Here is a 24269-nt window from a genome sequence, read left to right on the forward strand (position 1 = left end):
GGTAGGAATTTGCGCGATGCTGGAGCTAGACGCGGAACTTAACTTTTAACGGTGCGCTCGAACGGCTGTCGTGTAGTTCATAAGGAGAAAACACATGAAAAAGCCCTTCGCCATCGCCCTGCTCTTCACTGCCGCCTTCGGCCTCGCTGCCTGTGACAAGCCTTCCGAAAACAAGGCTCAGGATGCTGCCAAGACCGAACAGAAAGCTCAGGAAAACCTGAACAAAGCCGCCGAGCAGAGCAACAAGGCTGCCGAGCAGCGTAACGAAGCTGCCAACGAGGCCGCCAAGGAGCAATCCAAAGGCGAAGCCACCTCGGTCAGCCCGGCTACCGGCACCGCCAACGGCAACGCGCCGGCTACCCAGCCCAAGCCGTAAGCTGATCGGATAAGAAAAAAGCCCGCTGCTGCGGGCTTTTTTGTGGGCGCTGATTCAGGAGCGCGAAGGATCCGGCTCGGCCTCGTCCGCTTGGACGCGTTCGCCAGGCCGCAGGCTTTCCAGCGTCAGGGCGACCAGGCCCACCACCACGGCCGGCAACAGCCAGCCCAGCCCCGAGTCGGCCAGCGGCAGCCACTGTACGGCACCGCTCAGATAGGGCACCGTCAGGTGCGCCGCCTGCAGGCCGTCGAGGATGCCGAAGGCCAGGGCGACCAGCAGCACCGGGCCGAGAATGCGTCCGGGCGCCGCCCAGCGGGCGGTGAAGAAGCTCAGCACCACCAGCGCGATGCAGGGCGGATAGATGGCGGTCAGGATGGGCACCGAAATCTGGATCAGCTGGGTCAGCCCCAGGTTGGACACCAGCAGCGAGAAGGCCGCCAGCAGAACCACCAGGCTGCGATAGCTGAAGGGCAGGAATTCACTGAAGAATTCCGCGCAAGCGCAGGTCAGGCCCACCGCCGTGACCAGACAGGCCAGGGTAATCAGCACCGCGAGAAAGTCGCTGCCGACACTGCCGAAGGTGTGCTGCACATAGGCATGCAGGACCTCGGCGCCATTGCTGGCGTGGGGCACCAGCGACCCGCTGCCAGCGCCGAGCTGGAACAGGCTCAGGTAGACCAGCACCAGCCCTGCCCCGGCGATCAGGCCGGCGATGATGGTATAGCGCGTCAGCAATTGCGGCGCCGTCACGCCCCGGGCGCGAATGGCGTTGACGATGACGATACCGAACACCAGGGCGCCCAGGGTATCCATGGTCAGGTAGCCGTTGACGAAGCCCTGGGACAGCGCCCGCGAAGCATAGTCCGGCGCTGCCGCGGCAGGACCGCCGGCTGGCCAGAACAGCGCCGCACCACCCAGCACTGCCAGCGCCAGGATCTTCAGCGGACCGAGAAAGCGTCCCACGGTGTCGAGCAGGCGCCCCGGATAGAGCGAGACCACCAGCACCACCAGGAAGTAGGCCAGGCTGTAGAGGAACAGCGGTATGGGTCCGTTGCCCAGCAGCGGCGCGACGCCGACCTCGAAGGACACCGTGGCGGTGCGCGGCGTGGCGAACAGCGGCCCCACCGACAGGTAGCAGACGATGGCCAGGGTGCGGGCGGCCGTCTGGCCGAGCGGCTTGCTCAGGGCATCCATGCCACCGCCGACCCGCGCCAGGGCGATCAGCGTCAGCACCGGTAGGCCGACGGCGGTCAGCAGGAAGCCCAGGGCAGCGCTCCAGACGTGCTCGCCCGCCTGCAGACCGACGATCGGGGGAAAGATGATGTTGCCCGCGCCGACGAACAACGCGAACGTCATGAATCCAAGGGCCAGGACATCCCGGCTTTGCAAAGCTTTCATGGAAGGCAGTACCAGCAATGAGGAAAACGAGGCAGCCCGCCCTCATGGGAGCAGGTCTTGGCGGGGCCACGGCGTGGCCGTTGGAGCGGAAGGTTGCCATCCTAACGAATTACCGGCGAAAAGGCAGCCGGCAGCTGATGAGGCGTCATGAGCGCGCCCATGAAAAAGGCCGCCCGGAGGCGGCCTTTTCTACAGTCAGTCAGACTCAGGCCTGCTTGACTTCCCAACCGGTCAGCTCGGCCAGGGCCTTGCCGATGTCGGCCAGGGACCGCACGGTCTTCACACCGGCGTCCTGCAGGGCAGCGAACTTCTCGTCCGCAGTACCCTTGCCACCGGAAATGATGGCGCCAGCGTGGCCCATGCGCTTGCCGGGCGGAGCGGTGACGCCGGCGATATAGGACACCACCGGCTTGGTAACGTTGGCCTTGATGTAGGCCGCGGCTTCTTCTTCAGCGCTGCCGCCGATCTCGCCGATCATCACGATGGCTTCGGTCTGCGGATCTTCCTGGAACAGCTTCAGGATATCGATGAAGTTCGAACCCGGGATGGGGTCGCCGCCGATGCCCACGCAGGTGGACTGGCCGAAGCCGGCGTCGGTGGTCTGCTTCACGGCTTCATAGGTCAGGGTGCCGGAACGCGACACGATACCGACCTTGCCCGGCAGGTGAATGTGACCGGGCATGATGCCGATCTTGCACTCGCCGGGGGTGATGACGCCGGGGCAGTTCGGGCCGATCAGGCGCACGCCCAGTTCGTCGCACTTCACCTTGGCATCCAGCATGTCCAGGGTGGGGATACCCTCGGTGATGCAGACGATCAGCTTGATGCCGCCGAAGGCCGCTTCCAGGATGGAGTCCTTGCAGAAGGGAGCCGGCACGTAGATCACCGAAGCATCGGCGCCAGTGGCTTCCACCGCCTCGCGCACGGTGTTGAACACCGGCAGACCGAGGTGGGTGGAACCGCCCTTGCCGGGGGTCACGCCGCCAACCATCTGGGTGCCGTAGGCGATGGCCTGTTCGGAGTGGAAGGTACCCTGGCTACCGGTGAAGCCCTGGCAGATGACCTTGGTGTCTTTGTTGATCAGGACGCTCATTACTTACCCTCCGCGGCCTTGACGACCTGCTGGGCAGCGTCGGTCAGGCTGGTTGCCGCGATGATGTTCAGGCCGCTTTCGGCCAGGACCTTGGCACCGAGTTCGGCGTTGTTGCCTTCCAGGCGAACCACGACCGGCACCTTCACGCCAACTTCTTTAACGGCACCGATGATGCCTTCGGCGATCATGTCGCAGCGCACGATGCCGCCGAAGATGTTGACCAGAACGGCCTTCACGTTGCTGTCGGACAGGATGATCTTGAAGGCTTCGGTCACGCGCTCTTTGGTCGCGCCGCCGCCCACGTCCAGGAAGTTGGCCGGCTTGCCGCCGTGCAGGTTGACGATGTCCATGGTACCCATGGCCAGACCGGCACCGTTGACCATGCAGCCGATGCTGCCTTCCAGGGCCACGTAGTTCAGTTCCCACTTCTGCGCATGGGCTTCACGGGCGTCGTCCTGCGACGGGTCGTGGAAGGCACGCAGCTTGGGCTGACGGTAGATGGCGTTGCTGTCGATGTTGATCTTGGCATCCAGGCAGTGCAGGTTGCCATCCTTCTTGATCACCAGCGGGTTCACTTCCAGCAGCGCCAGGTCGTAGTCCTGGAACAGCTTGGCCAGACCGACGAAGATCTGGGTGAACTGCTTGATCTGGTCACCTTTCAGGCCCAGCTGGAACGCCAGGTCGCGACCCTGGTAGGGCTGAGCGCCCACCAGCGGATCGATGGTGGCCTTCAGAATCTTTTCCGGAGTGTCGTGAGCGACCTTCTCGATGTCCACGCCACCTTCGGTGGACGCCATGAACACGATACGGCGGCTGGAACGATCGACCACGGCGCCCAGATAGAGCTCCTGATCGATGTCGGTGCAGGATTCAACCAGGATCTTGGTGACCGGCTGACCGTTGGCGTCGGTCTGGTAGGTCACCAGACGCTGGCCCAGCCACTTGGCGGCGAATTCCTTGGCTTCTTCCTTGCTCTTGACCAGCTTCACACCACCGGCCTTACCACGGCCACCGGCGTGTACCTGGGTCTTGACGACCCACTCGTCGCCGCCGATACGGCCGCAAGCCTCGTAGGCCTCCTGGGGGGTGTCGACAGCGTAGCCTTTGGAAACGGGCAGGCCGTATTCAGCGAACAGCTGCTTACCCTGATACTCGTGGAGATTCATGCTTGTCTACCGTCTTCGTTGGGTATTGCGCATTCGACGCTGTGCGTTCTCCGAGCCGTCCTCCGGACGGTCGCGGGCACCGCGCCACCTGTGACCCCTGCCCTAGTGGGGTGTCTCACACCCCACTCACAAGAGTCCGAGGCGCCTTCCTGCGGTGGAGCCCTGAGGCTCCACGGCGGTCGGCGACCCCGTGGTTCCGTAAATCTCTTACCGCTTCTTGCGATTCACTGCGTGGATCGCATGACCGTTCACCGCCAGGGCCGCTTCGTGCAGCGCCTCGGACAACGTCGGGTGCGAGAACACCATCATGCCCAGGTCTTCGGCGCTGGTGCCGAATTCCATGGCGATGGCGCCTTGCTGCACCAGCTCCGCCGCGCTCGGGCCGACCACATGGACGCCCAGGACGCGATCGGTCTTGGCATCGGCCACGACCTTGACGAAACCGGCGGTGTCATTGGCCGCCAGGGCACGACCGCTGACCGCGAAGGGGAAGGTGCCGACATTGACTTCGACGCCTTCGGCCTTCAGGGCCTGCTCGGTCTTGCCGACCCACGCGATTTCCGGGTGGGTGTAGATCACCGAGGGGACCAGATCATAGTTCATCTGGGCCTTGTGACCAGCGATGCGCTCGGCGACCATCACGCCCTCTTCCGAGGCCTTGTGGGCCAGCATCAGACCGCGCACGCAGTCGCCGATGGCGAACACGCCCGGCACGCTGGTGGCGCAGTGGTCGTCGACGTAGATGTAGCCACGCTCGTCGCTTTCCACGCCGCTGTCGGACGCCAGCAGGTCGGTGGTCACCGGACGACGGCCCACGGCAACGATCAGGCGATCGAAGGTGATCTGCTTTTCTTCACCGGCTTCGGTGTAGTTGACGGTGACTTCTTCGCCATTGACCTGCGAGCCGGTCACACGAGCACCCATGCGGATGTTCAGACCCTGCTTGGAGAGGATCTTGTAGGCTTCCTTGGACACCTGCTCATCGGCGGCGACCAGGAACTTGTCCAGGGCCTCCAGCACGGTGACTTCGGCACCCAGGCGGGCCCAGACCGAACCCAGCTCCAGGCCGATGACGCCGGCACCGATCACGCCCAGACGCTTGGGCACGCTCTGGAATTCCAGGGCGCCAGTGGAATCGACGATGACCTTCTGGTCCACCGGAGCCGGCGGGATGTCGATGGGACGCGAGCCGGACGCCAGGATGACGTTTTCGGCCTCGACGACCTGGACGTTGCCGTCCAGACCGGTGACTTCGACCTTCTTGCCCGACAGCAGCTTGCCGTTGCCTTCCAGCAGGGTCACGCCGTTGGCCTTGAACAGGGTGGCCACGCCGCCAGTGAGGTTCTTCACGATCTGGTCCTTGCGGCCGATCATGGTGGGCACGTCGATGGTGACGTTCGGCGCGTCGATGCCGTGAACCTTAAAGCCCTCGTGGGCCTCGTGGTACTTGTAGGAGCTGTCCAGCAGCGCCTTGGAGGGAATGCAACCCACGTTCAGGCAGGTGCCGCCCAGGGCGACCTTGCCTTCCTTGCCCTTGTAGCGCTCGACACAGGCCGTCTTCAGGCCAAGCTGCGCGGCGCGGATGGCGGCCACGTAGCCACCAGGGCCGGCGCCGATCACCACTACGTCGAATTTGTCGCTCATACACTAATCCCCTTGGAGCAGCTTCAGGCAGGAAAACTTGAAGCGGTGCGTGGCCCCTGCCCCGCACCGCGAGAGCCGGATCAGATGTCCAGCAGCAGACGAGCCGGGTCTTCCAGCAGGTCCTTCATGGTGACCAGGAAGGTCACGGCTTCCTTGCCATCGATCAGGCGATGGTCGTAGGACAGCGCAAGATACATCATCGGCAGGATCACCACCTGGCCGTTCACCGCCATCGGACGTTCCTGGATCTTGTGCATGCCCAGGATCGCGGTCTGCGGCGGGTTGACGATGGGAGTGGACAGCAGCGAACCGAAGACACCACCGTTGGAGATGGTGAAGGTACCACCCTGCATGTCTTCCATGGTCAGCTTGCCGGCCTTGGCCTTCTTGCCGAAGTCGGCGATGGTGCCTTCCACTTCCGCCAGGCTCATGAACTCGGCGTTGCGCAGCACCGGCACCACCAGGCCACGGTCGCTGGACACGGCCACGCCGATGTCCTGGTAGCCGTGGTAGACAATGTCGTTGCCGTCGATGGAGGCATTGACGCCCGGCTGACGCTTGAGCGCCTCGGTGGCGGCCTTGACGAAGAAGGACATGAAGCCCAGGCGCACGCCGTTGTGCTTCTTCTCGAACATGTCCTTGTACTTGGAGCGCAGGTCCATGATCGGCTTCATGTTGACCTCGTTGAAGGTCGTCAGCATGGCCATGCTGGACTGGGCTTCAACCAGGCGCTCGGCGACCTTGGCGCGCAGGCGGGTCATGGGCACGCGCTTCTCGGTGCGGTCGCCAGCGGCGGTCACCACCGGAGCGGCGGCGGCAGCGGGCTTGGCAGCCGGAGCGGCAGCGCCGGACTTCTTGGCTTCGACAGCGGCGACGGCGTCTTCCTTGGTGATGCGACCACCCTTGCCGGTGCCGACCAGGGTAGCCGGGTCGATGCCGTTCTCTTCGGCGATCTTGCGCGCGGCGGGCGCCAGGATCGGATCCTCTTTACCACCGGCGGCCGGTGCGGCGGCCGGAGCACTGGCGGCAGCCGGCTGGGCAGCCGGAGCGGCGGCGGCAGTGGCGCCCTCCTCCACGCGAGCGATGACTTCTTCGCTCAGCACGGTATCGCCTTCGTTCTTCAGGATTTCGGCCAGGACGCCATCGGCCGGTGCCACGACTTCCAGCACGACCTTGTCGGTTTCGATGTCGACCAGCAGTTCGTCACGCTTGACCGCTTCGCCGGGCTTCTTGTGCCAGGTGGCGACGGTGCCGTCAGCGACCGATTCCGGGAAGGTAGGGGCTTTGATCTCGATAGCCATTCTATGAATTTCCTTAGTGATCTCTAGTAGTCGCGTGGCGAATCAAACGGAGAAAGCATCGTGCAGCAGTTTTTCCTGCTGCTCGGCGTGCATGGAGGCATAGCCGCAGGCCGGCGCGGCGGACGCATCGCGACCGGCGTATTCCAGACCCAGGCCCTGCTTGTAACCGGACACGGCGCGGCGCATGTGATGCTGGCTGCAGTACCAGGCGCCCTGGTTCATCGGTTCTTCCTGGCACCAGACCACGCGCTCGAGGTTCGGATAGCCGGCCAGTACGTCGGCCAGATCGTCTTCCGGGAACGGGTAGAGCTGCTCCAGACGCACGATGGCGATGTCCTGGCGATTCTCGCTGCGGCGCTTTTCCAGCAGGTCGTAGTAGACCTTGCCGCTGCACAGCACCAGGCGCTTCACCTGCTGGGCATCGATCTGATCCAGTTCGTTGATCACGGTCTGGAAGGAGCCATGGGCCAGGTCTTCCAGGGTCGAGATGGCCAGCTTGTGGCGCAGCAGCGACTTGGGCGTGAGCACCACCAGCGGCTTGCGCAGCGGGCGGATCACCTGGCGACGCAACAGATGGTAGATCTGCGCCGGCGTGGTGGGTACACAGACCTGGATGTTCTGCTCGGCGCACAGTTGCAGATAACGCTCCAGGCGTGCCGAGGAGTGCTCCGGGCCCTGGCCTTCGTAGCCATGGGGCAACAGCATGGTCAGGCCGCAGAGACGACCCCACTTGATCTCGCCGCTGGTGATGAACTGGTCGATGACGACCTGGGCACCGTTGGCGAAGTCACCGAACTGGGCTTCCCAGACCACCAGCGCATTGGGCGTGGTGGTGGCGTAGCCGTATTCGAAGCCCAGTACCGCTTCCTCGGACAGGAAGGAGTCGTAGATCTCGAACGACGGCTGATTCTCGGCCAGGTGCTGCAGGGGCACGTAGGGTACGGCGTCCTTCTGGTTGTGCAGCACCGCGTGACGGTGCGAGAAGGTGCCACGGCCGACATCCTGACCGGTGATGCGGATCGGATGGCCTTCGTGCAACAGGGTGGCGTAGGCCATGGTCTCGGCGAAGCCCCAGTTCAGGGGCAGACCGCGGCGGTCATCTCTGGCGATCCTCGAGGATCTTGCCGACCTGACGCTGGACCACGACGCCTTCCGGAACCTGCAGCAGCTTGTTGGCCAGGTCCTGCAGGGTCTTGAGGTCGAAGCCGGTGTCGTGCCGGGCGGTCCAGGCATGGCCGAGGTAGGGTTTCCAGTCGACGAACAGGTCGCGATTGGGCTCCTTGACCAGGCTGGCCACGACGTGACGGCCCTCGTCGAGGGCGCCGCGATAGGCTTCGAACTGTGCCTGGACCTGCTCGGCAGTGACGACGCCGGCCTGGGTCAGGGCATCCGCATAGAGATCGCGGGTGGTGCGCTGCTTGGCGATCTGCTGGTACATCAACGGCTGGGTGCCGCTCGGCTCGTCGGCCTCGTTGTGGCCGCGACGGCGGTAGCACACCAGGTCGATGACGATGTCCCGCTTGAACTGCATGCGGTAGTCGACCGCCAGCTGGGTGACGAACAGCACCGCCTCGGGATCGTCGCCGTTCACATGGAAGATCGGCGCCTGGATCATCTTGGCGACGTCGGTGGCGTACTCGGTGGAGCGCGCGTCCTCCTGGCGGTTGGTGGTGAAGCCCACCTGGTTGTTGATCACCAGGTGCAGGGTGCCGCCGGTCTTGTAGGCCCGGGTCTGCGACATCTGGAAGGTTTCCATGACCACGCCCTGGCCGGCGAAGGCGGCGTCGCCGTGGATGGCCACGGGCACGACCTTGTCACCGGAGCGATCGCCGCGGCGATCCTGGCGCGCGCGTACCGAACCTTCCACCACCGGAGAGACGATCTCCAGGTGCGAGGGATTGAACGCCAGCGCCAGGTGGACTTCGCCGCCCTGGGTCATGACGTTGGAGGAGAAGCCCTGGTGATACTTGACGTCACCGGAGCCCAGCTCGACCAGCTTCTTGCCTTCGAACTCGTCGAACAGGTCGCGCGGGTTCTTGCCCAGGGTGTTGACCAGCACGTTCAGGCGGCCACGGTGGGCCATGCCGATCACCAGTTCCTTGACCCCATAGGAGCCGGAACGCTGGATGATCTCGTCGATCAGCGGAATCAGGCTCTCGCCGCCTTCCAGGCCGAATCTCTTGGTGCCCGGGTATTTCGTGCCCAGGTACTTCTCCAGACCCTCGGCGGCGGTCAGGCGCTCCAGCAGATGGGTACGGACTTCCGGCGAATACTGCGGGCGGCCACGGACGCTTTCCAGGCGCTGCAGGAACCAGCGGCGCTCCTCGGAATCGACGATGTGCATGAACTCCGCACCGACCGTGCGGCAATATGTCTCTTGCAGCGCATCCCTGATTTCGCGGAGAGTTGCTTCCTCTTTGCCGATGAACAATTCACCGGTACGGAAGGTGGTATCCAGATCGGCGTCGGTCAACCCATAGTGGTTGAGCAGCAGATCGGCAGGCGGCTGACGCTGCCACAGACCCAAGGGGTCGAGTTGGGCAGCCTGATGACCCTGCAGACGGTATGCCTGGATCAGACGCAGGACTTCGACCTGCTTCTTCTCGTGTTCGGAACTGACGGTACCGGCCGAGACCGGCTGAGCTCGCCGCTGATTCTTGCCCAGCAGCACGAAATGGTCGCGGATCGCGGAATGCGCGACGTCCGGCGAATTGCCAGTGACCGCGGGCAGCTTTTGGAAGTAGGTGCGCCATTCTTCCGGCACAGCGTTAGCATCGTGCAGAAACAGCTCATAGAGCTCTTCCACATAGGCAGCATTACTGCCGGACAGGTGAGCGCTGTCCCACAGTTGCTGCATCTGACTTTCGTGCATCTAGTTCACCCCTTCGGCAGAGATAGCATCAGCCGATGACCAGCCTCGACGCGAGACCTGGCCTCACTACGACTGCGCCAATGCCCGGATGCGGTTCCGGGTATCCCTGAATGGACATTGGTTGAATCAAGCTATCAAGGTCGCTAACGAACCCGCCCGGCACAACTGGCCGGGCGGGACGTGGATCAGGTACCGCTCTGCAGCAGCATCGCCCGCACATGGCCAATGGCCTTGGTCGGGTTCAGCCCCTTGGGACAGACCGCTACGCAGTTCATGATCGAACGGCAGCGGAACACGCTGAACGGATCGTCCATGGCGGCCAGACGCTCCTGGGTCTTGGTGTCGCGACTGTCGGCCAGGAAACGATAGGCCTGCAGCAGCGCAGCGGGGCCGAGGAACTTGTCGGGATTCCACCAGAAGGACGGGCAGGACGTCGAGCAACAGGCGCACAGAATGCACTCGTACAGACCATCGATCTTTTCGCGGTCTTCCGGGCTCTGCAGGCGCTCGATGGCCGGTGCCGGGGTCTCGTTCTGCAGGAACGGCTTCACCTTCTCGTACTGCTTGTAGAAGATGCTCATGTCGACGACCAGGTCACGAATGACCGGCAGGCCAGGCAGCGGACGCACGACCAGCTTGCCGTTCTTAACCACCGCCGACAACGGCGTAATGCATGCCAGGCCGTTCTTGCCGTTGATGTTCATACCGTCGGAGCCGCACACGCCTTCGCGGCAGGAACGACGGTAGGAGAAGCCTTCATCCTGCTCTTTGATCAGAGCCAGGACGTCCAGCACCATGAGGTCCTTCCCACCGGTATCGACCTGGAACTCCTGCATGGACGGCAGGCCGTCCTGATCCGGGTTGTAACGATAAACGCTGACTTTCAACATGGTGGTCACCTTTAGTAAGTCCGAACCTTGGGTTCGAACATCGGTACGGTCTTGGGCGCGAAGTTGACGTCACGCTTACTGACCCGCTTTTCACCGGGGAAATAGAGGGTGTGGCACAGCCAGTTCTCGTCGTCGCGCTCTTCGAAGTCTTCACGGGCGTGAGCACCACGGGACTCCTTGCGGTTCTCGGCGGCGATGGCGGTCGCTTCGGCCACTTCGAGCAGGTTCTGCAACTCGAGCGCTTCGATACGGGCGGTGTTGAAGCCCTGACTCTTGTCGTTGATCTTGACCTTGGCGATGCGCTCGCGCAGGTCGGCCAGCTCGGCGATGCCCTTCTGCATGTACTCGCCGGTGCGGAACACCCCAAAGTAGTTCTGCATGCAGGTCTGCAGTTGCTTGCGCAGGGTGGCGACGTCGTCACCGGTGGTGCGCTCGTTGACGCCGGACAGGCGCTGCAGCGAGGCTTCCAGATCGCTTTCCGAAGCACCGCGGTGCTCGATACCTTCCTTGAGCGCCTTCTCCAGGTGCAGACCAGCGGCACGCCCGAAGACCACCAGGTCCAGCAGCGAGTTGCCACCCAAACGGTTGGCCCCGTGCACGGACACGCAGGCCACTTCGCCTACGGCGAACAGGCCTTCGATGATCTTGTCGTTGCCGTTGGCGTCCTGGGTGATGGCCTGGCCATGAATGTTGGTGGCGATGCCGCCCATCATATAGTGGCAGGTGGGGATCACGGGCACCGGTGCGACGACCGGATCGACATGGGCGAAGGTCTTGGACAGTTCGCAGATACCGGGCAGACGGCTGTGCAGCACGTCTTCACCCAGGTGATCCAGCTTCAGCAGCACATGATCGCCATCCGGACCGCAACCGTTGCCGGCCAGCACTTCCTTGACCATGGAACGGGCGACCACGTCGCGACCGGCCAGGTCCTTGGCATTGGGCGCATAGCGCTCCATGAAGCGCTCGCCATGCTTGTTGATCAGGTAGCCACCCTCACCGCGGCAACCCTCGGTGACCAGTACCCCGGCGCCGGCGATGCCGGTGGGGTGGAACTGCCACATCTCGATGTCCTGCACCGGCACGCCAGCGCGCAGCGCCATGCCGACGCCGTCACCGGTGTTGATCAGGGCGTTGGTGGTGGAGGCATAGATACGGCCCGCACCGCCGGTGGCCAGCACGGTGGCCTTGGCCTTGACGTAGACGGTCTCGCCGGTTTCGATGGCGATGGCGATGACGCCGACCACGACACCATCCTGGTTCTTGACCAGATCCACGGCGTACCACTCGTTGAGGAACACCGTGTTGTTCTTCAGGTTGCCCTGATAGAGGGTGTGCAGCAGAGCGTGACCGGTACGGTCGGCCGCGGCGCAGGTACGTGCGGCCTGGCCACCCTTGCCGTAGTCCTTGGACTGACCGCCGAAGGGACGCTGATAGATGCGGCCCTGCTCGGTACGGGAAAACGGCAGACCCATGTGCTCGAGTTCGAAGACCGCTTCCGGGCCCACGGAACACATGTACTCGATGGCGTCCTGGTCACCGATGTAGTCCGACCCCTTGACGGTGTCGTACATGTGCCAGCGCCAGTCGTCGTTCGGGTCGGCCGAAGCGATGGCACAGGTAATGCCGCCCTGAGCGGACACGGTATGGGAGCGGGTCGGGAAAACCTTGGTGATCACCGCGGTCTTGTGGCCGGACTGGGCCAGTTGCAGGGCGGCGCGCATACCGGCGCCGCCGCCACCTACGATGATGGCATCAAACGAAATATGACGAATTGTGGACATAGATCAAACACCCCAGAAGATCTGCACGCCCCAGACGAAGAACGCGAACATCGCGAACCCGCATACCGCCTGGAAGAGAAAACGCACGGCGGTAGCACCCTTGCCGATTGCCATGGTGGTCAGGTAGTCGGTGGAGATGGTCCACATACCAACCCAGGCATGAACGCAGATGGACACCAGCGCCAACAGGCTGAAGATGCGCATCAGGGTGTGGGAGAACAGGCCGTGCCATTGCTCGAAGGTGAGCCCTGGATGAAGGATCAGGAAGCCGATGAGAAAGAGGAAGTAGACCGCGAGGACGACTGCCGAGACCCGTTGAGCCATCCAGTCGTAGAGACCGGAACGCGAAAGATTGGTGACGTTGGTTACCATACCCAAACCCCTGCCAGAATGATCAGAACTGCGGAAATGACCAGCACGAGCTGCGCACCCAGCTTGCCGCCCTGCAGGGTTTCGCCGGCGCCACCATCCATGATCAGGTGCCGAATGCCGGCGACCAGGTGGTAGAGCAATGCGGACAGCAGACCCCAGATCACAAGCTTGACCAGCGGATAGGCCAGAAAAGCTTTCACTTGGCCGAAGCCTTCCGGGCTACCCAGCGACAGATGCAGGCCATAGAGCATGACTGCGATGCCGAGGAAGAGGATGACGCCGGAGATACGGTGAAGAATCGAGGTATAAGCTGTGATAGGTAGTTTGATGGTCCTGAGATCTAGGTTTACAGGTCGTTTGCTATTCACGGCTTCTTTCACACTGAGGGCCCAATTACGGTCGGGCTAGTTATAGGAGATTCCACATCTGCTACACGCTTCCTGTTGAAAGCGTCTCGACCGCTCGGCATCAGCTCGCCGACCCGGCACGGTCGGGCGAGAATTATAGACAGTTAGCCTACTCATGACAAACGCGGATACCCGATCCCGACGTCGCCAGCTGATATTCAGAAGCCTGCGTGTTAATGTCTTTTCGCCGCACAATCTGCCCAGAAAGCGCCTCTAGGGTGATATTTTCGTAAATTGACTTTCAAATTTATCCCTCTATAGTGGGCGAGGCCCTGAGTGGAGGGTTTATTGATGATTTCAAAGCAAAATAAGGAGGCCTAATGGCTGACAAGAAAGCGCAGTTGATCATCTCGGGAGCGGATCCGGTTGACCTGCCCGTTATGTCCGGCACCCTCGGCCCGGACGTGATCGATGTTCGCAACCTCACCTCCACTGGTGTGTTCACCTTCGACCCGGGCTTCATGTCCACTGCCTCGTGCGAGTCCAAGATCACCTACATCGACGGTGACAAGGGCATCCTGCTGCATCGTGGCTACCCGATTGAGCAATTGGCGGAGAAATCCGACTACCTCGAGACCTGTTACCTGCTGCTCAAGGGTGAGTTGCCGAACGCGCAAGAAAAGGCGCAATTCGTTGACACCATCAAGAACCACACCATGGTTCACGAGCAACTGAAGAATTTCTTCAACGGCTTCCGTCGCGATGCGCATCCCATGGCCATCATGTGCGGCGTGGTCGGTGCCTTGTCGGCCTTCTATCACGACTCCCTGGACATCACCGATCCGCAGCACCGCGAGATTTCGGCGATGCGCCTGATCGCCAAGATGCCGACCCTGGCCGCCATGGTGCACAAGTACTCCATGGGTCAGCCGATGATGTATCCCCGCAACAACCTGGGCTATGCGGAAAACTTCCTGCACATGATGTTCAACACCCCGTGTGAGGAAAAACCCATCAGCCCAGTGCTGGCCCGAGCCATGGATCGCATCTTCATCCTGCATGCCGACCATGAGCAGAACGCCTCCACCTCCACCGTCCGCCTGGCCGGCTCTTCGGGCGCCAACCCCTTCGCCTGTATCGCTGCCGGCATTGCCGCCCTCTGGGGTCCGGCGCACGGCGGTGCCAACGAAGCCGTGCTGAAGATGCTGGACGAGATCGGCGATGTCGCCAACATCGACAAGTTCGTGGCCAAGGCCAAGGACAAGAACGATCCGTTCAAGCTGATGGGCTTCGGCCACCGGGTCTACAAGAACTTCGATCCCCGCGCCACGGTGATGAAGCAGACCTGCGACGAAGTCCTGGCCGAGCTCGGCATCAACGATCCGCAGCTGGAGCTGGCCATGCGCCTGGAAGAACTGGCCCGCAAGGACCCCTACTTCGTCGAGCGCAACCTCTATCCGAACGTGGACTTCTACTCTGGCATCATCCTCAAGGCGATCGGTATTCCGACCAGCATGTTCACCGTGATCTTCGCCATGGCGCGGACCGTTGGCTGGATCTCGCACTGGCAGGAAATGCTGTCCGGCCCCTACAAGATCGGCCGGCCGCGCCAGCTGTACACCGGCGTCGCCCAACGCGACATCTCGGACGATCGCGGCTGATCGATCCGTAAAGAAGGACCCCGCTTCGGCGGGGTTTTTTATGCCTGCAGTGCCTGGATCTACGTCTGACGCCAAGAACGTCAGGCATGAAAAAGCCCGCACTAGGCGGGCTTTTTCACGTCTAGATCAGGCAGATTACTTGGCCTGAGCTTCGACTTCGGCTTCTACGCGACGATTAACAGCGCGACCGGCTTCGGTAGCGTTGTCAGCAACCGGGCGGGACTCACCGTAACCAACAGCGTTCACACGGCCACCCTGCACGCCGTACTGGTTGACCAGCACGTTACGCACGGCGTTGGCACGACGCTCGGACAGCTTCTGGTTGTAGGCGTCAGTGCCGACGGAGTCGGTGTGGCCTTCAACGGTGGTCGAGGTCTGCGGGTACTGCTGCATGAAGTCAGCCAGGTTCTTGATGTCGGCGTAGCTGTTGGGCTTGACCACGGCCTTGTCGAAATCGAACTTCACGTCCAGCTCGACGCGAACGGTTTCAGCGGCAGCCGGGCAGCCGGTAGCGTCAACGGTGACGTTGGCCGGGGTGTTCGGGCACTTGTCGACGTTGTCGCAAACGCCATCGTTGTCGGAATCGGTGCAGACGTCAGCAACGGGAGCCGGAGCCGGAGCCGGAGCGACTTCTTTCTTGGTGGAACCACCGAAGTTCAGACCAACACCAACAGCAGCGCTCCACTCGGTGTCGCCGTAGTCGATGTTGTAGTTGGCTTGCACGCCGGTACGGGCATACAGGTTCTCGGTGAAGTAGTACTTCAGGCCGGCACCCAGGTTGGCGTAGGTGGAGTGATCACGACCACCTTCGTTGATGTCGCGGTTGCTGATGGACTGGTGAGCGAAACCACCGGACACGTACGGACGCAGGCCGACGCCGGGCTGACCGAAGTGGTAGTAGGCATCCAGAGCGGCCAGGCTGCCCTTGATGTTCTTGTGGCCCAGGTCGCGGTCGCCACGAGCGTTATGGTACTCACCGTAGGACAACGCCAGCTCAACGTCGTCGGTCAGGAAGTAGCCAACGGAACCGCCGTACAGGTCAGCGTTGGTCATGTTGCGCTGGCTGTCGGTGAACAGACGGCTGCCGAACAGCTCAGTCTCGACGGCGCCTTGACCTTGTGCCAGGGCGCTCAGCGAGGCGCTTGCCAGCAGGGAGCCGATCACGACGCCCAAGGTGCTCTTCAGTTTCATCCTTTGTATCCCCATTTTAGTGGTACTAATTCCGGCAATCTCCGGAGGCTTCGACAACAAGTTTTCGTGAAGTTCAAAAACTTACAGCTGACACATCCGGTCAGCCCTCAACTTCAGCTGCGAACTTGTCACGCAGTTTGTCGAGTGCCCGCTTGTATCGCATCTTGGTGGCGCTGAGCCCCATGTGCATGATGTCGGCTATCTCCTGGAACTCCAGCTCCGCGACGAAACGCAGCACCAGGATCTCCCGATCGACCTGCCCCACATGGACCAGCCAGCGATCCATCCCTCCCTTTTCTTCCAGCTTCGGCGCCCGTTCCTCGGAGGCTTCCTCCATCGGATCCAGACTTAATGCCTCCACCAGCCGCCGCTTGCGGCGTTCCTTGCGGTACTGAGTGATGCACTCGTTGTAGGTGATGCTGTACAGCCAGGTCTTGAATTTCGATTTCCCCTCGAAATTCTTCAAACCGTAAAGCACCTTCAGCATGATCTCCTGGCAGACATCGTCGGCATCCCGGTCGTTCCCCAGGTAACGGGCGCAGACGTTGAACAGGGTGCGCTGATAGCGGCGCATCAGTTCTTCGTAGGCTCGCGTCACGTGGAAGAGTTCACCATGCGCGCGCTGGACCAGCTCTTCATCGCTGAGCGTGGTCGGATCGTAGGCATGAGGGGCAGGCTTGTTCAAGACGGAATTGGCTACCAAAAAGTGGCGGGCATGATAGCCATCTCCGCGGCGCCTGTCAGCGGCTGCGGACCTGAGCCTCCAGCAATAGACGGTTCGGAACCGAAACGATGTCGCCCTCCTCGGTCATGATGAGGGTCTTGGCGGTACCGATCTCCTCGATCTCGCCTTCGACGTCCGCCAAGGTCACCCACTGGCCGACTTCGTAGAGTTCGCGCACGTAGATACCGGCCAGAATCTGCGACACCAGTCCCCGGCTACCCAGCCCCAGGGCCAGGGCTGCAGCCAGGGCGAAGGCGGTGAGCACGATGGCGATGACCAGGTTCAGCAGTTCGGTCTTGATCTCCAGCTGACCGACCGCGACCGAGATCGCAATGATGATGACCAGGCCCTGGGCCAGACGCCCCAGCCCTGCGGCGTAATCCAGGCCGACGCCCTCGGCGGCGCCGTGGACCAGGCCGCTGACCAGTTGCGCCAGCAGCACCCCGACGATGAGCACCAGGGCGGCGCCAAAGATCTTGGGCACATAGAGCGCCATGACGTCCAGGGTGGAGGAAACGCGCTGCAAACCCAGGGACTCGGCCGCCGACACCAGGAACACCAGCAGGACGAACCAGTAGACGATCCGGCCGATCAAAGTGGTGACCGGCATGCGCATGCCGATCTTGGCCAGTTGCTTGGTCACGCCGGCACCGGCGAGCACGCGGTCCAGGCCGAGCTTGGCGAGCACCTTCGACAGCACGGTGTCGAGAATCTTGGCAACCGCGAAGCCCGCCAGGATCACCACCAGGGCGCCGAAGACGTTGGGAATGAAGCCGGCCACCTTGCTCCACAGGGTGGTCATGGCGGACAGTAGACTCTGGGTCCAGATATCGAATTCCATCTACTTCAGGATCTCCGGGGAAGATTCGCTACGTGCGGTACGGCGCGAGCGCGGCTTCAGATGAGGGGCGCCGTTGCCCAGTGCCAGCAGCAGCGCCGATGCCCAGTGCCGCCCGATCAGATCGAACAGCGCACCCGCGCCCACCTGACGATTGGCGGTCTTGAGCACACGGTGCAATCGTGCCTGATCATCGCCCTCCTCGTCCTGGGCATTGGCCGGGGTATTGAGGAGCGCTTTGAGGGACGCTTCGAAGGGATCGTGCATAGGCACCTCGCTGGTCGTTTCCTCTTGACGCAGCGAGGTGGAGACGGGTCACAGCCAGCGCAGTCGGCGAAACAGCCAGACCTGGAAGACCGCCACCGCGCCGATCAGCAGGCAGGCAGCCACGAAACCGAAGGCGGATGACGAACCCGGCATGCCCCCCATGTTCATCCCGAGCAGACCGGTGATGAAGCTGATGGGCAGGAAGAAGCCAGTGATGATGGCCAGCAGATAGAGGGTGCGGTTGGTCTTTTCCGTGGTCGCCCGTTGCTCGGCGTCCTGCAGCAGCGCGACCCGCTCGCGCATGACCTCGAGCTCTTCCAGGTTGCGCACCAGACTGTTGTGCAATTCGCTCCAGTAACCCTGACTGGCCGCCTCGACGAACCAGGCCGGCTTGCCACGAGCCAGATCGCCATAGATGTCACGCTGCGGGGCCAGATAACGGCGCAGCCCGGTGGCGCGGCGCCTGAGGGTCAGCACCTGGGCATGGTCGGGCAGGCTGCCCTCGTCCTGGTCGACCTGCTCCTCGAGACTATCGAGTTGATCGGACAGGCCACGCACCAGGTCATCGACCCGACTGGTCATGTAGCTGGCGAGGTAGAGCACCAGCTCCTCGGCATTCTGGGCGCCGATGCCCGCCTCCAGGTCCTCTTGGACTTCGGCGGCAGCCTTCATGGGCCTCATGCGCAGCGAGATCACCCGGCGTTTATCGACGAATACCCGCAGCGACACCATGTCTTCGGGCACGGCGCCAGGATTGAGGTTCACCCCGCGCAGGAACAGCAGGAGGCTGTCGTCGGGCTGATTGACCAGGCGTGGGCGGGTCGCTTCTTCCAGCAGCAGATCGCAGGCGAATTCGCTCAGACCACTGGATTGCCGGAGCCAGGCCTGGGCCTCGGGCACACTGCGATCCCAGTGCAGCCACAGCACCTCGCCGGGACCCGGCTCGACCTCGGCCAGTTCACGGCGACTCATGCGCCGTCCACCACCGCGGCCGTCGAGGAGATAGCCATAGACGAGGCCCTGTTCCACATCACTGTCGTACTGCTGCATCTGGTGTCTCGTGCAAGGATCCTGCCCCCGTGTGGTGAGGCGATCCGGCGAACGTGACTCCAGCTGGGCAGGGCCACGCTCGTGGGGAATGGGGGATTAATCCTGGAAAGAGTCACCCTGCCTCAGGCAGGCAGGGTGACCCCTGGGATCAGGCGTTGCCTTCAGCCAGGAAGAACCAGGTGTCGAGCACGGAATCGGGATTGAGAGACACGCTCTCGATGCCCTGCTCCATCAGCCACTTGGCCAGGTCCGGGTGGTCCGAGGGACCTTGACCGCAGATGCCGATGTACTTGCCGGCCCGGTTACAGGCTGCGATGGCATTGGCCAGCAGCTTCTTGACCGCCGGATTACGCTCGTCGAACAGGTGGGCAATGATGCCGGAGTCCCGATCCAGGCCCAGGGTGAGCTGGGTCAGATCGTTGGAGCCGATGGAGAAGCCGTCGAAGTGCTCGAGAAACTCGTCCGCCAACAGGGCGTTGGAGGGCAGCTCGCACATCATGATGACGCGCAGGTCGTTCTCACCGCGCTTGAGGCCGTTCTCGCCGAGCAGCTCGACCACCCGCGCCGCCTCGTCCAGGGTGCGCACGAAGGGCACCATGAGCTCGACGTTGGTCAGGCCCATCTCTTCGCGCACCTTCTTCATGGCGCGGCATTCCAGCTCGAAGCAATCGCGGAAGTTCTCGCTGATGTAGCGAGAGGCACCGCGGAAGCCCAGCATGGGGTTCTCTTCCTCAGGTTCGTAGAGTTTGCCGCCGATCAGATTGGCGTACTCGTTGGACTTGAAGTCCGATAGGCGCACGATGACCTTTTTCGGCCAGAAGGCGGCGGCCAGGGTGGACACCCCTTCCACCAGCTTTTCGACATAGAAGCCGACCGGATCCGAGTAACCAGCGATGCGCTTGTCGACGCTTTCCTTCACCTCGAAGGGCAGGCTGTCGTAGTTGAGCAGCGCCTTGGGGTGCACGCCGATCATGCGGTTGATGATGAATTCCAGGCGGGCCAGGCCCACGCCAGCATTGGGCAGCTGGGCGAAGTCGAAGGCGCGGTCGGGGTTACCGACGTTCATCATGATCTTGAATGGCAGCTCGGGCATGGCATCCACCGAGCTCTGGCGGATGTCGAAGTCCAGTTCGCCTTCGTAGATCAGGCCGGTGTCACCTTCGGCACAGGAGACGGTGACGGTCTGGCCGTCCTTGAGCAGGCTGGTGGCGTTGCCGCAACCGACCACGGCCGGGATCCCCAGCTCGCGGGCGATGATGGCGGCGTGGCAGGTACGGCCGCCGCGGTTGGTGACGATGGCGCTGGCGCGCTTCATCACCGGCTCCCAGTCGGGATCGGTCATGTCGGAGACCAGGACGTCACCGGGCTGGACACGATCCATCTCGCTCACGTCGCGGATGATCTTGACCTTGCCGGCGCCGATGCGCTGGCCGATGGCGCGGCCTTCCACTAGCACCAGGCCCTTGTCCTTGAGCAGGTAGCGCTCCATGACGGTGGCGCTGGCCCGGCTCTTCACCGTTTCCGGGCGCGCCTGGACGATGTAGAGCTTGCCGTCGTCGCCGTCTTTGGCCCATTCGATGTCCATCGGCCGACCATAGTGACGCTCGATGATCAGCGCCTGCTTGGACAGTTCGGTGACCTCGGCATCGGTGATGGAGAAACGCGCGCGATCCGCGGGCTCGACATCGACGGTGCGCACGGAGCGACCGGCCTTGGCTTCTTCGCCATAGACCATCTTGATGGCCTTGCTGCCCAGGTTGCGTCTGAGGATGGCCGGGCGACCGGCTTCCAGGGTGGGCTTGTGGACATAGAATTCGTCCGGGTTCACCGCGCCCTGCACCACGGTCTCGCCCAGGCCATAGGCAGCGGTGACGAAGACCGCATCGCGGAAACCGGATTCGGTATCCAGGGTGAAGAGCACGCCAGCGGCGCCGGTTTCCGAACGCACCATGCGCTGCACGCCGGCGGACAGGGCGACCAGCTTGTGATCGAAGCCCTGGTGCACGCGGTAGGCGATGGCGCGGTCATTGAAGAGGGAGGCGAAGACTTCCTTGGCCGCGCGGATGACGTTGTCGACGCCGCGGATATTGAGGAAGGTTTCCTGCTGACCGGCGAAGGAGGCATCCGGCAGGTCTTCGGCGGTCGCCGAGGAGCGTACGGCGACAGCGAGATTGGGGTTGCCTGCCGAGATCTCGGCGAAGGCCCGGCGGATTTCGGCGTCCAGGCGCTCGGGGAAAGGCGCGTCCATGACCCACTGGCGGATCTGGGCGCCGGTCTTGGCCAGGGCGACGACATCGTCGACATCCAGGGCATCGAGGGCCGCGTGGATACGCTCGTTCAGCCCACTCTGCTCAAGGAAGTCACGATAGGCCTGGGCCGTGGTGGCGAACCCACCCGGCACGGAGACGCCCGCGTTGGCCAGGTTGGCGATCATCTCGCCGAGGGATGCGTTCTTGCCGCCCACGCGCTCGACGTCGTGCACGCCAAGCTGCTCCAGTGAAATTACATACTCGTCCAAGGTCTTCTCTCCATCTTGTGTCTTTGTGGGAAAGCAGTACGCCTCGGCGCTCGCCCCATGGACAGTGGACGGCGGTAGGTTACAGTGCAGCGATCCCTGCCCCGTACGCCACCAGGACGTCCCTCCATGCAACGAACCGCCTTTTTCATTTCCGACGGTACCGGCATCACGGCCGAAACCCTCGGTCAGAGCCTCCTGGCCCAGTTCGGGGACATCACCTTCAGGAAGGTCACCCGCCCCTACGTGGATACGCTGGACAAGGCCAGGGCGATGGTACAGCAGATCAATGCCGCCGCCGTCCAGGACGGTGCGCGACCCATCATCTTCGATACCATCGTCAACCGCGACATCCGGGCCATTCTGGACCAGTCGAACGGGTTCATGATCGACATCTTCTCCACGTTTTTATCCCCGCTCGAACGGGAACTTTCCGCCGAATCTTCGTATTCGGTAGGGAAGTCACATTCGATCATGCACAATAGTCACTACATGGAGCGGATCGAGGCCGTCAATTTCGCACTCGAAAACGACGACGGCGCCCGCACGACCCACTATGCCCAGGCCGATCTGATCCTGGTGGGGGTCTCGCGCTGCGGCAAGACGCCGACCTGCCTCTATATGGCGCTGCAATACGGCATCCGCGCGGCGAACTATCCGCTGACCGAAGAGGACATGGAGCGCCTGCAACTCCCTGCCTCGCTCAAGACCTATCGCGACAAGCTGTTCGGCCTGACCATCGACGCCGAGCGGCTGGCGGCGATTCGCCACGAGCGCCGGCCGAACAGCCGCTATGCGAGCTTCGCCCAGTGCGAATTCGAACTGCGCGAGGTGGAAGGTCTGTTCCGCCGCGAGAACATCTCCTTCATCAACACCACGCATTTTTCCGTAGAGGAGATCTCGGCGAAGATTCTGGTGGAGAAAGGCGTGGAAAGACGGTTTAAATAGCCGACCACCCTTCCTCTTCGACGCCCTCGCGGCGCACCAGGCGACCGCCATGAATCTCGTCGATGCTCTGCTGTTCTTTCCGGTCGCCCTGCTCATCGCCCTGACACCCGGCCCCAACAACTTCTGCTCGCTCGGCAATGGCATCCGTCACGGCGCGGTGACGGCGGGACTGGCGGCCCTGGGTCGCAATGTGGCCTTCGTGATCTTCCTGGTGATTTCGGCGGTGGGCCTGGGCGCCATGCTGCTGGCCTCGGAAACGGCCTTTACCGTCATCAAGTGGATCGGCGCGTTCTATCTGCTCTACCTGGGCGTGAAGAGCTGGCGCAGCCGGGCCTTCGACGGCCTGGACCTGAGCGAGAACGGCGCAGCGCAACCACGCGCGCTGCATCGGTTGATGCTGCAGGAATTTCTCATCGGCATCAGCAACCCCAAGGCGATCCTGCTGTTCGCCGCGGTCTTTCCGCAATTCATCGACCCCACCCAGCCGACCACCCAACAATTCGTCTACCTGGGTGGTACCCACTTGTTCGCGGAAATGGTCGCGGCCTTCATCTATGGCCTGTTCGGCCGGCAGATCCGCCGCTTCATCCGCGGGCCCCGCGGAGTGCGCCGCCTCAACCAGGCCACCGGCGCCTTCTTTGCCGGCGCAGGCGGCCTGCTGCTGACCGCTCACCGCTAGCTCAGGACGTTACCAGGTGGGACTGGGCAGCGCCCAGCTTCGCCAGGGCCACCTCTATCGCCGACCAAGGCCTTTCCGGGCGCACTGCTGTCCTGCCTATGGCGGCCTGGCGAGCGGCCCGCACCAGGCAGGCGAATTCGGCCGCCACCGCATCGGCCTGCGTCGCGTCGGCGTCCCTGGAAAGGACCGCGGGTGACAACCAGAGGCGCTCCTGCAGGCGTTCGCCGGCCTGGCGAACGAAGTGCAGCCGCCGTTGCTGGCCTACGGGTCCGGCTTCAGTCTCTTCGACCAAGCCCAGCGACAGCGTCTTGTAGGCCGGCAGCCGATCGAGCAGCCCCTGCTGGGCCTGGACCGACCTTGGCCAATCGACATGCAGCCCCTCCAGCGGCAGACCGGCAGCCAACCCCAGGTTCTCGATCAACTCACCATGACGCACACCCAGCAGCTTCTTCAGCGGCTCGCGTTGCAGCAGGTTGTAGGCTCTTTCGAAGGCGGTACGCCAGGCCAGCGGCAGTTCCAGCGTCAGCAGCGGCTCGTCGATCTGGATCCATTCCACGCCCTGGGCGGCCAACCGCGCGAAGATCTCGCCGTAGACCGGCAGCAACGCTTCCAGCAGTTCGAGGCGATCGAAGGCCGGATCGAGCGAGCGACCGAGCCATAGATAGCTCAGGGGTCCGAGGATCACCGGCTTGACCAGCAGACCGAGCGCCTGGGCCTCGGCGACCTCGTCGAACAGCTGCTCCCAGCCGATGGCAAAGGACTGGTCCGCGGTGAATACCGGGACCTGACAGGGGCCGGCGAATCCCAGATCGTCTGCCGCCTCGGTGCGAGTGGCGGCGCCGACCAGATACGAATGCGCCAGAACCCGATCGCCCCAGCCGAAGTCGCCTACTGCGAGCCACTCACAACCCGCGGCCTGCTGGGCGCGCCACGCCTGCTGACGCTGCTGACGTCCCTGGGCGATCAGGGCGGCCCGGTCGCAATCGTCGAGAGACGCCATCGTCGCCAGGGACGCGTCACCCTGTTGCTCGCGCCGCGCGGAACTCTGGGAATGAATCTTGACCATTGCACACCTCCACCAGACAAGGTGAAGATTGTCGTCGCGCATGACCCATGAAACAAACTCAGGTTTCTTGTGGTGAACTCAAGTTTC

At 62.9% G+C, this 24269-nt stretch carries 20 protein-coding genes and 1 pseudogene; 4 read left to right on the forward strand and 17 right to left on the reverse strand.

What is annotated here, in order from left to right; genetic code table 11:
* The first annotated feature begins 94 nt into the window (after window positions 1–94).
* A complete protein-coding gene (locus C722_RS0101990; protein ID WP_007159246.1) occupies window positions 95–376 on the forward strand; it encodes a hypothetical protein in 282 nt (93 codons plus the stop codon).
* A 54-nt stretch (window positions 377–430) separates the two neighbouring features.
* Here C722_RS0101990 and brnQ read toward each other — a convergent pair whose 3' ends face one another.
* From brnQ to sdhC, 10 genes and pseudogenes are all read right to left on the reverse strand, one after another.
* Window positions 431–1774, reverse strand: a complete 1344-nt coding sequence (gene brnQ / locus C722_RS0101995) for a branched-chain amino acid transport system II carrier protein (RefSeq protein ID WP_026083583.1) — start codon at window positions 1772–1774, stop codon at window positions 431–433.
* A gap of 205 nt (window positions 1775–1979) precedes the next feature.
* A complete protein-coding gene (gene sucD / locus C722_RS0102000) occupies window positions 1980–2867 on the reverse strand; it encodes a succinate--CoA ligase subunit alpha (RefSeq protein ID WP_017638886.1) in 888 nt (295 codons plus the stop codon).
* Window positions 2867–4033: an ADP-forming succinate--CoA ligase subunit beta gene (gene sucC / locus C722_RS0102005; RefSeq protein WP_017638887.1), complete on the reverse strand. Its 1167-nt coding sequence runs from the start codon at window positions 4031–4033 to the stop codon at window positions 2867–2869. The genes sucD and sucC overlap by 1 nt, the downstream gene beginning before the upstream one ends.
* Window positions 4034–4240: 207 nt before the next feature.
* Window positions 4241–5677 carry a dihydrolipoyl dehydrogenase gene (lpdA, locus tag C722_RS0102010; RefSeq protein WP_017638888.1) on the reverse strand — a complete coding sequence of 479 codons (1437 nt, stop codon included), beginning with the start codon at window positions 5675–5677 and terminating at the stop codon, window positions 4241–4243.
* Between the two features lie 80 nt (window positions 5678–5757).
* Window positions 5758–6978, reverse strand: a complete 1221-nt coding sequence (odhB, locus tag C722_RS0102015) for a 2-oxoglutarate dehydrogenase complex dihydrolipoyllysine-residue succinyltransferase (protein WP_017638889.1) — start codon at window positions 6976–6978, stop codon at window positions 5758–5760.
* Between the two features lie 42 nt (window positions 6979–7020).
* Window positions 7021–9850 (reverse strand): annotated as a pseudogene (locus tag C722_RS24540) (2-oxoglutarate dehydrogenase E1 component).
* A gap of 185 nt (window positions 9851–10035) precedes the next feature.
* Complete coding sequence (locus C722_RS0102025; RefSeq protein WP_017638890.1) at window positions 10036–10740, reverse strand: succinate dehydrogenase iron-sulfur subunit; 705 nt, start codon at window positions 10738–10740, stop codon at window positions 10036–10038.
* Between the two features lie 11 nt (window positions 10741–10751).
* Complete coding sequence (sdhA, locus tag C722_RS0102030; protein WP_026083584.1) at window positions 10752–12524, reverse strand: succinate dehydrogenase flavoprotein subunit; 1773 nt, start codon at window positions 12522–12524, stop codon at window positions 10752–10754.
* 3 nt (window positions 12525–12527) lie between these two features.
* Window positions 12528–12896, reverse strand: coding sequence for a succinate dehydrogenase, hydrophobic membrane anchor protein (sdhD, locus tag C722_RS0102035; RefSeq protein WP_017638892.1), 369 nt, complete (start codon window positions 12894–12896; stop codon window positions 12528–12530).
* The gene (gene sdhC / locus C722_RS24545) at window positions 12890–13276 is read right to left on the reverse strand and encodes a succinate dehydrogenase, cytochrome b556 subunit (protein WP_026083585.1); all 387 of its coding nucleotides are present in this window, start codon (window positions 13274–13276) and stop codon (window positions 12890–12892) included. The genes sdhD and sdhC overlap by 7 nt, the downstream gene beginning before the upstream one ends.
* A gap of 347 nt (window positions 13277–13623) precedes the next feature.
* Between sdhC and gltA the strand changes: the two genes are divergently transcribed.
* Complete coding sequence (gene gltA / locus C722_RS0102045) at window positions 13624–14904, forward strand: citrate synthase (RefSeq protein ID WP_017638893.1); 1281 nt, start codon at window positions 13624–13626, stop codon at window positions 14902–14904.
* 135 nt (window positions 14905–15039) lie between these two features.
* On the opposite strand, the gene C722_RS0102050 is transcribed toward gltA, so the two are convergent.
* The 6 genes from C722_RS0102050 to ppsA all read right to left on the reverse strand — a co-directional run bounded on the left by C722_RS0102050 (window position 15040) and on the right by ppsA (window position 21492).
* Window positions 15040–16095, reverse strand: coding sequence for an OmpA family protein (locus C722_RS0102050; protein ID WP_017638894.1), 1056 nt, complete (start codon window positions 16093–16095; stop codon window positions 15040–15042).
* A 100-nt stretch (window positions 16096–16195) separates the two neighbouring features.
* Window positions 16196–16780, reverse strand: coding sequence for an RNA polymerase sigma factor SigX (gene sigX / locus C722_RS0102055; RefSeq protein WP_007159259.1), 585 nt, complete (start codon window positions 16778–16780; stop codon window positions 16196–16198).
* Between the two features lie 55 nt (window positions 16781–16835).
* The gene (locus C722_RS0102060; protein ID WP_017638896.1) at window positions 16836–17660 is read right to left on the reverse strand and encodes a mechanosensitive ion channel domain-containing protein; all 825 of its coding nucleotides are present in this window, start codon (window positions 17658–17660) and stop codon (window positions 16836–16838) included.
* Window positions 17661–17924 carry a hypothetical protein gene (locus C722_RS0102065; RefSeq protein ID WP_017638897.1) on the reverse strand — a complete coding sequence of 88 codons (264 nt, stop codon included), beginning with the start codon at window positions 17922–17924 and terminating at the stop codon, window positions 17661–17663. It lies immediately after the preceding gene.
* Window positions 17925–17972: 48 nt separating this feature from the next.
* The gene (locus tag C722_RS0102070; protein ID WP_017638898.1) at window positions 17973–18974 is read right to left on the reverse strand and encodes a zinc transporter ZntB; all 1002 of its coding nucleotides are present in this window, start codon (window positions 18972–18974) and stop codon (window positions 17973–17975) included.
* A 148-nt stretch (window positions 18975–19122) separates the two neighbouring features.
* Entirely contained in the window at window positions 19123–21492 is a 2370-nt protein-coding gene (gene ppsA / locus C722_RS0102075) for a phosphoenolpyruvate synthase (RefSeq protein ID WP_026083586.1), read from the reverse strand.
* A 126-nt stretch (window positions 21493–21618) separates the two neighbouring features.
* Between ppsA and C722_RS0102080 the strand changes: the two genes are divergently transcribed.
* Together C722_RS0102080 and C722_RS0102085 are read left to right on the forward strand one after the other, a co-directional pair.
* A complete protein-coding gene (locus C722_RS0102080) occupies window positions 21619–22437 on the forward strand; it encodes a pyruvate, water dikinase regulatory protein (protein WP_017638900.1) in 819 nt (272 codons plus the stop codon).
* Between the two features lie 49 nt (window positions 22438–22486).
* Window positions 22487–23116, forward strand: coding sequence for a LysE family translocator (locus C722_RS0102085; RefSeq protein ID WP_017638901.1), 630 nt, complete (start codon window positions 22487–22489; stop codon window positions 23114–23116).
* 1 nt (window position 23117) lies between these two features.
* Here the strand turns inward: C722_RS0102085 and C722_RS0102090 are convergent, their stop codons facing one another.
* On the reverse strand, window positions 23118–24182 hold the full coding sequence (locus C722_RS0102090; protein ID WP_017638902.1) for a hypothetical protein: 1065 nt from the start codon (window positions 24180–24182) through the stop codon (window positions 23118–23120).
* Window positions 24183–24269 lie beyond the last annotated feature (87 nt).

The organism is Pseudomonas sp. 313 (genome assembly GCF_000316965.1).
GTDB classification, from domain to species: Bacteria; Pseudomonadota; Gammaproteobacteria; order Pseudomonadales; family Pseudomonadaceae; genus Chryseomonas; species Chryseomonas benzopyrenica.

Excerpts from the sequence above, each read along its gene's own strand:
- C722_RS0102090 (WP_017638902.1), bottom strand. The coding sequence starts at position 24,182 with ATGGTCAAGATTCATTCCCAGAGTTCCGCGCGGCGCGAGCAACAGGGT.
- C722_RS0102050 (WP_017638894.1), bottom strand. The coding sequence starts at position 16,095 with ATGAAACTGAAGAGCACCTTGGGCGTCGTGATCGGCTCCCTGCTGGCA.
- gltA (WP_017638893.1), top strand. The coding sequence starts at position 13,624 with ATGGCTGACAAGAAAGCGCAGTTGATCATCTCGGGAGCGGATCCGGTT.
- C722_RS0102060 (WP_017638896.1), bottom strand. The coding sequence starts at position 17,660 with ATGGAATTCGATATCTGGACCCAGAGTCTACTGTCCGCCATGACCACC.
- odhB (WP_017638889.1), bottom strand. The coding sequence starts at position 6,978 with ATGGCTATCGAGATCAAAGCCCCTACCTTCCCGGAATCGGTCGCTGAC.
- sdhA (WP_026083584.1), bottom strand. The coding sequence starts at position 12,524 with ATGTCCACAATTCGTCATATTTCGTTTGATGCCATCATCGTAGGTGGC.
- brnQ (WP_026083583.1), bottom strand. The coding sequence starts at position 1,774 with ATGAAAGCTTTGCAAAGCCGGGATGTCCTGGCCCTTGGATTCATGACG.
- C722_RS0102080 (WP_017638900.1), top strand. The coding sequence starts at position 21,619 with ATGCAACGAACCGCCTTTTTCATTTCCGACGGTACCGGCATCACGGCC.
- C722_RS0101990 (WP_007159246.1), top strand. The coding sequence starts at position 95 with ATGAAAAAGCCCTTCGCCATCGCCCTGCTCTTCACTGCCGCCTTCGGC.
- sucD (WP_017638886.1), bottom strand. The coding sequence starts at position 2,867 with ATGAGCGTCCTGATCAACAAAGACACCAAGGTCATCTGCCAGGGCTTC.
- C722_RS0102065 (WP_017638897.1), bottom strand. The coding sequence starts at position 17,924 with ATGCACGATCCCTTCGAAGCGTCCCTCAAAGCGCTCCTCAATACCCCG.
- C722_RS0102025 (WP_017638890.1), bottom strand. The coding sequence starts at position 10,740 with ATGTTGAAAGTCAGCGTTTATCGTTACAACCCGGATCAGGACGGCCTG.
- C722_RS0102070 (WP_017638898.1), bottom strand. The coding sequence starts at position 18,974 with ATGCAGCAGTACGACAGTGATGTGGAACAGGGCCTCGTCTATGGCTAT.
- lpdA (WP_017638888.1), bottom strand. The coding sequence starts at position 5,677 with ATGAGCGACAAATTCGACGTAGTGGTGATCGGCGCCGGCCCTGGTGGC.
- sdhD (WP_017638892.1), bottom strand. The coding sequence starts at position 12,896 with ATGGTAACCAACGTCACCAATCTTTCGCGTTCCGGTCTCTACGACTGG.
- sucC (WP_017638887.1), bottom strand. The coding sequence starts at position 4,033 with ATGAATCTCCACGAGTATCAGGGTAAGCAGCTGTTCGCTGAATACGGC.
- C722_RS0102085 (WP_017638901.1), top strand. The coding sequence starts at position 22,487 with ATGAATCTCGTCGATGCTCTGCTGTTCTTTCCGGTCGCCCTGCTCATC.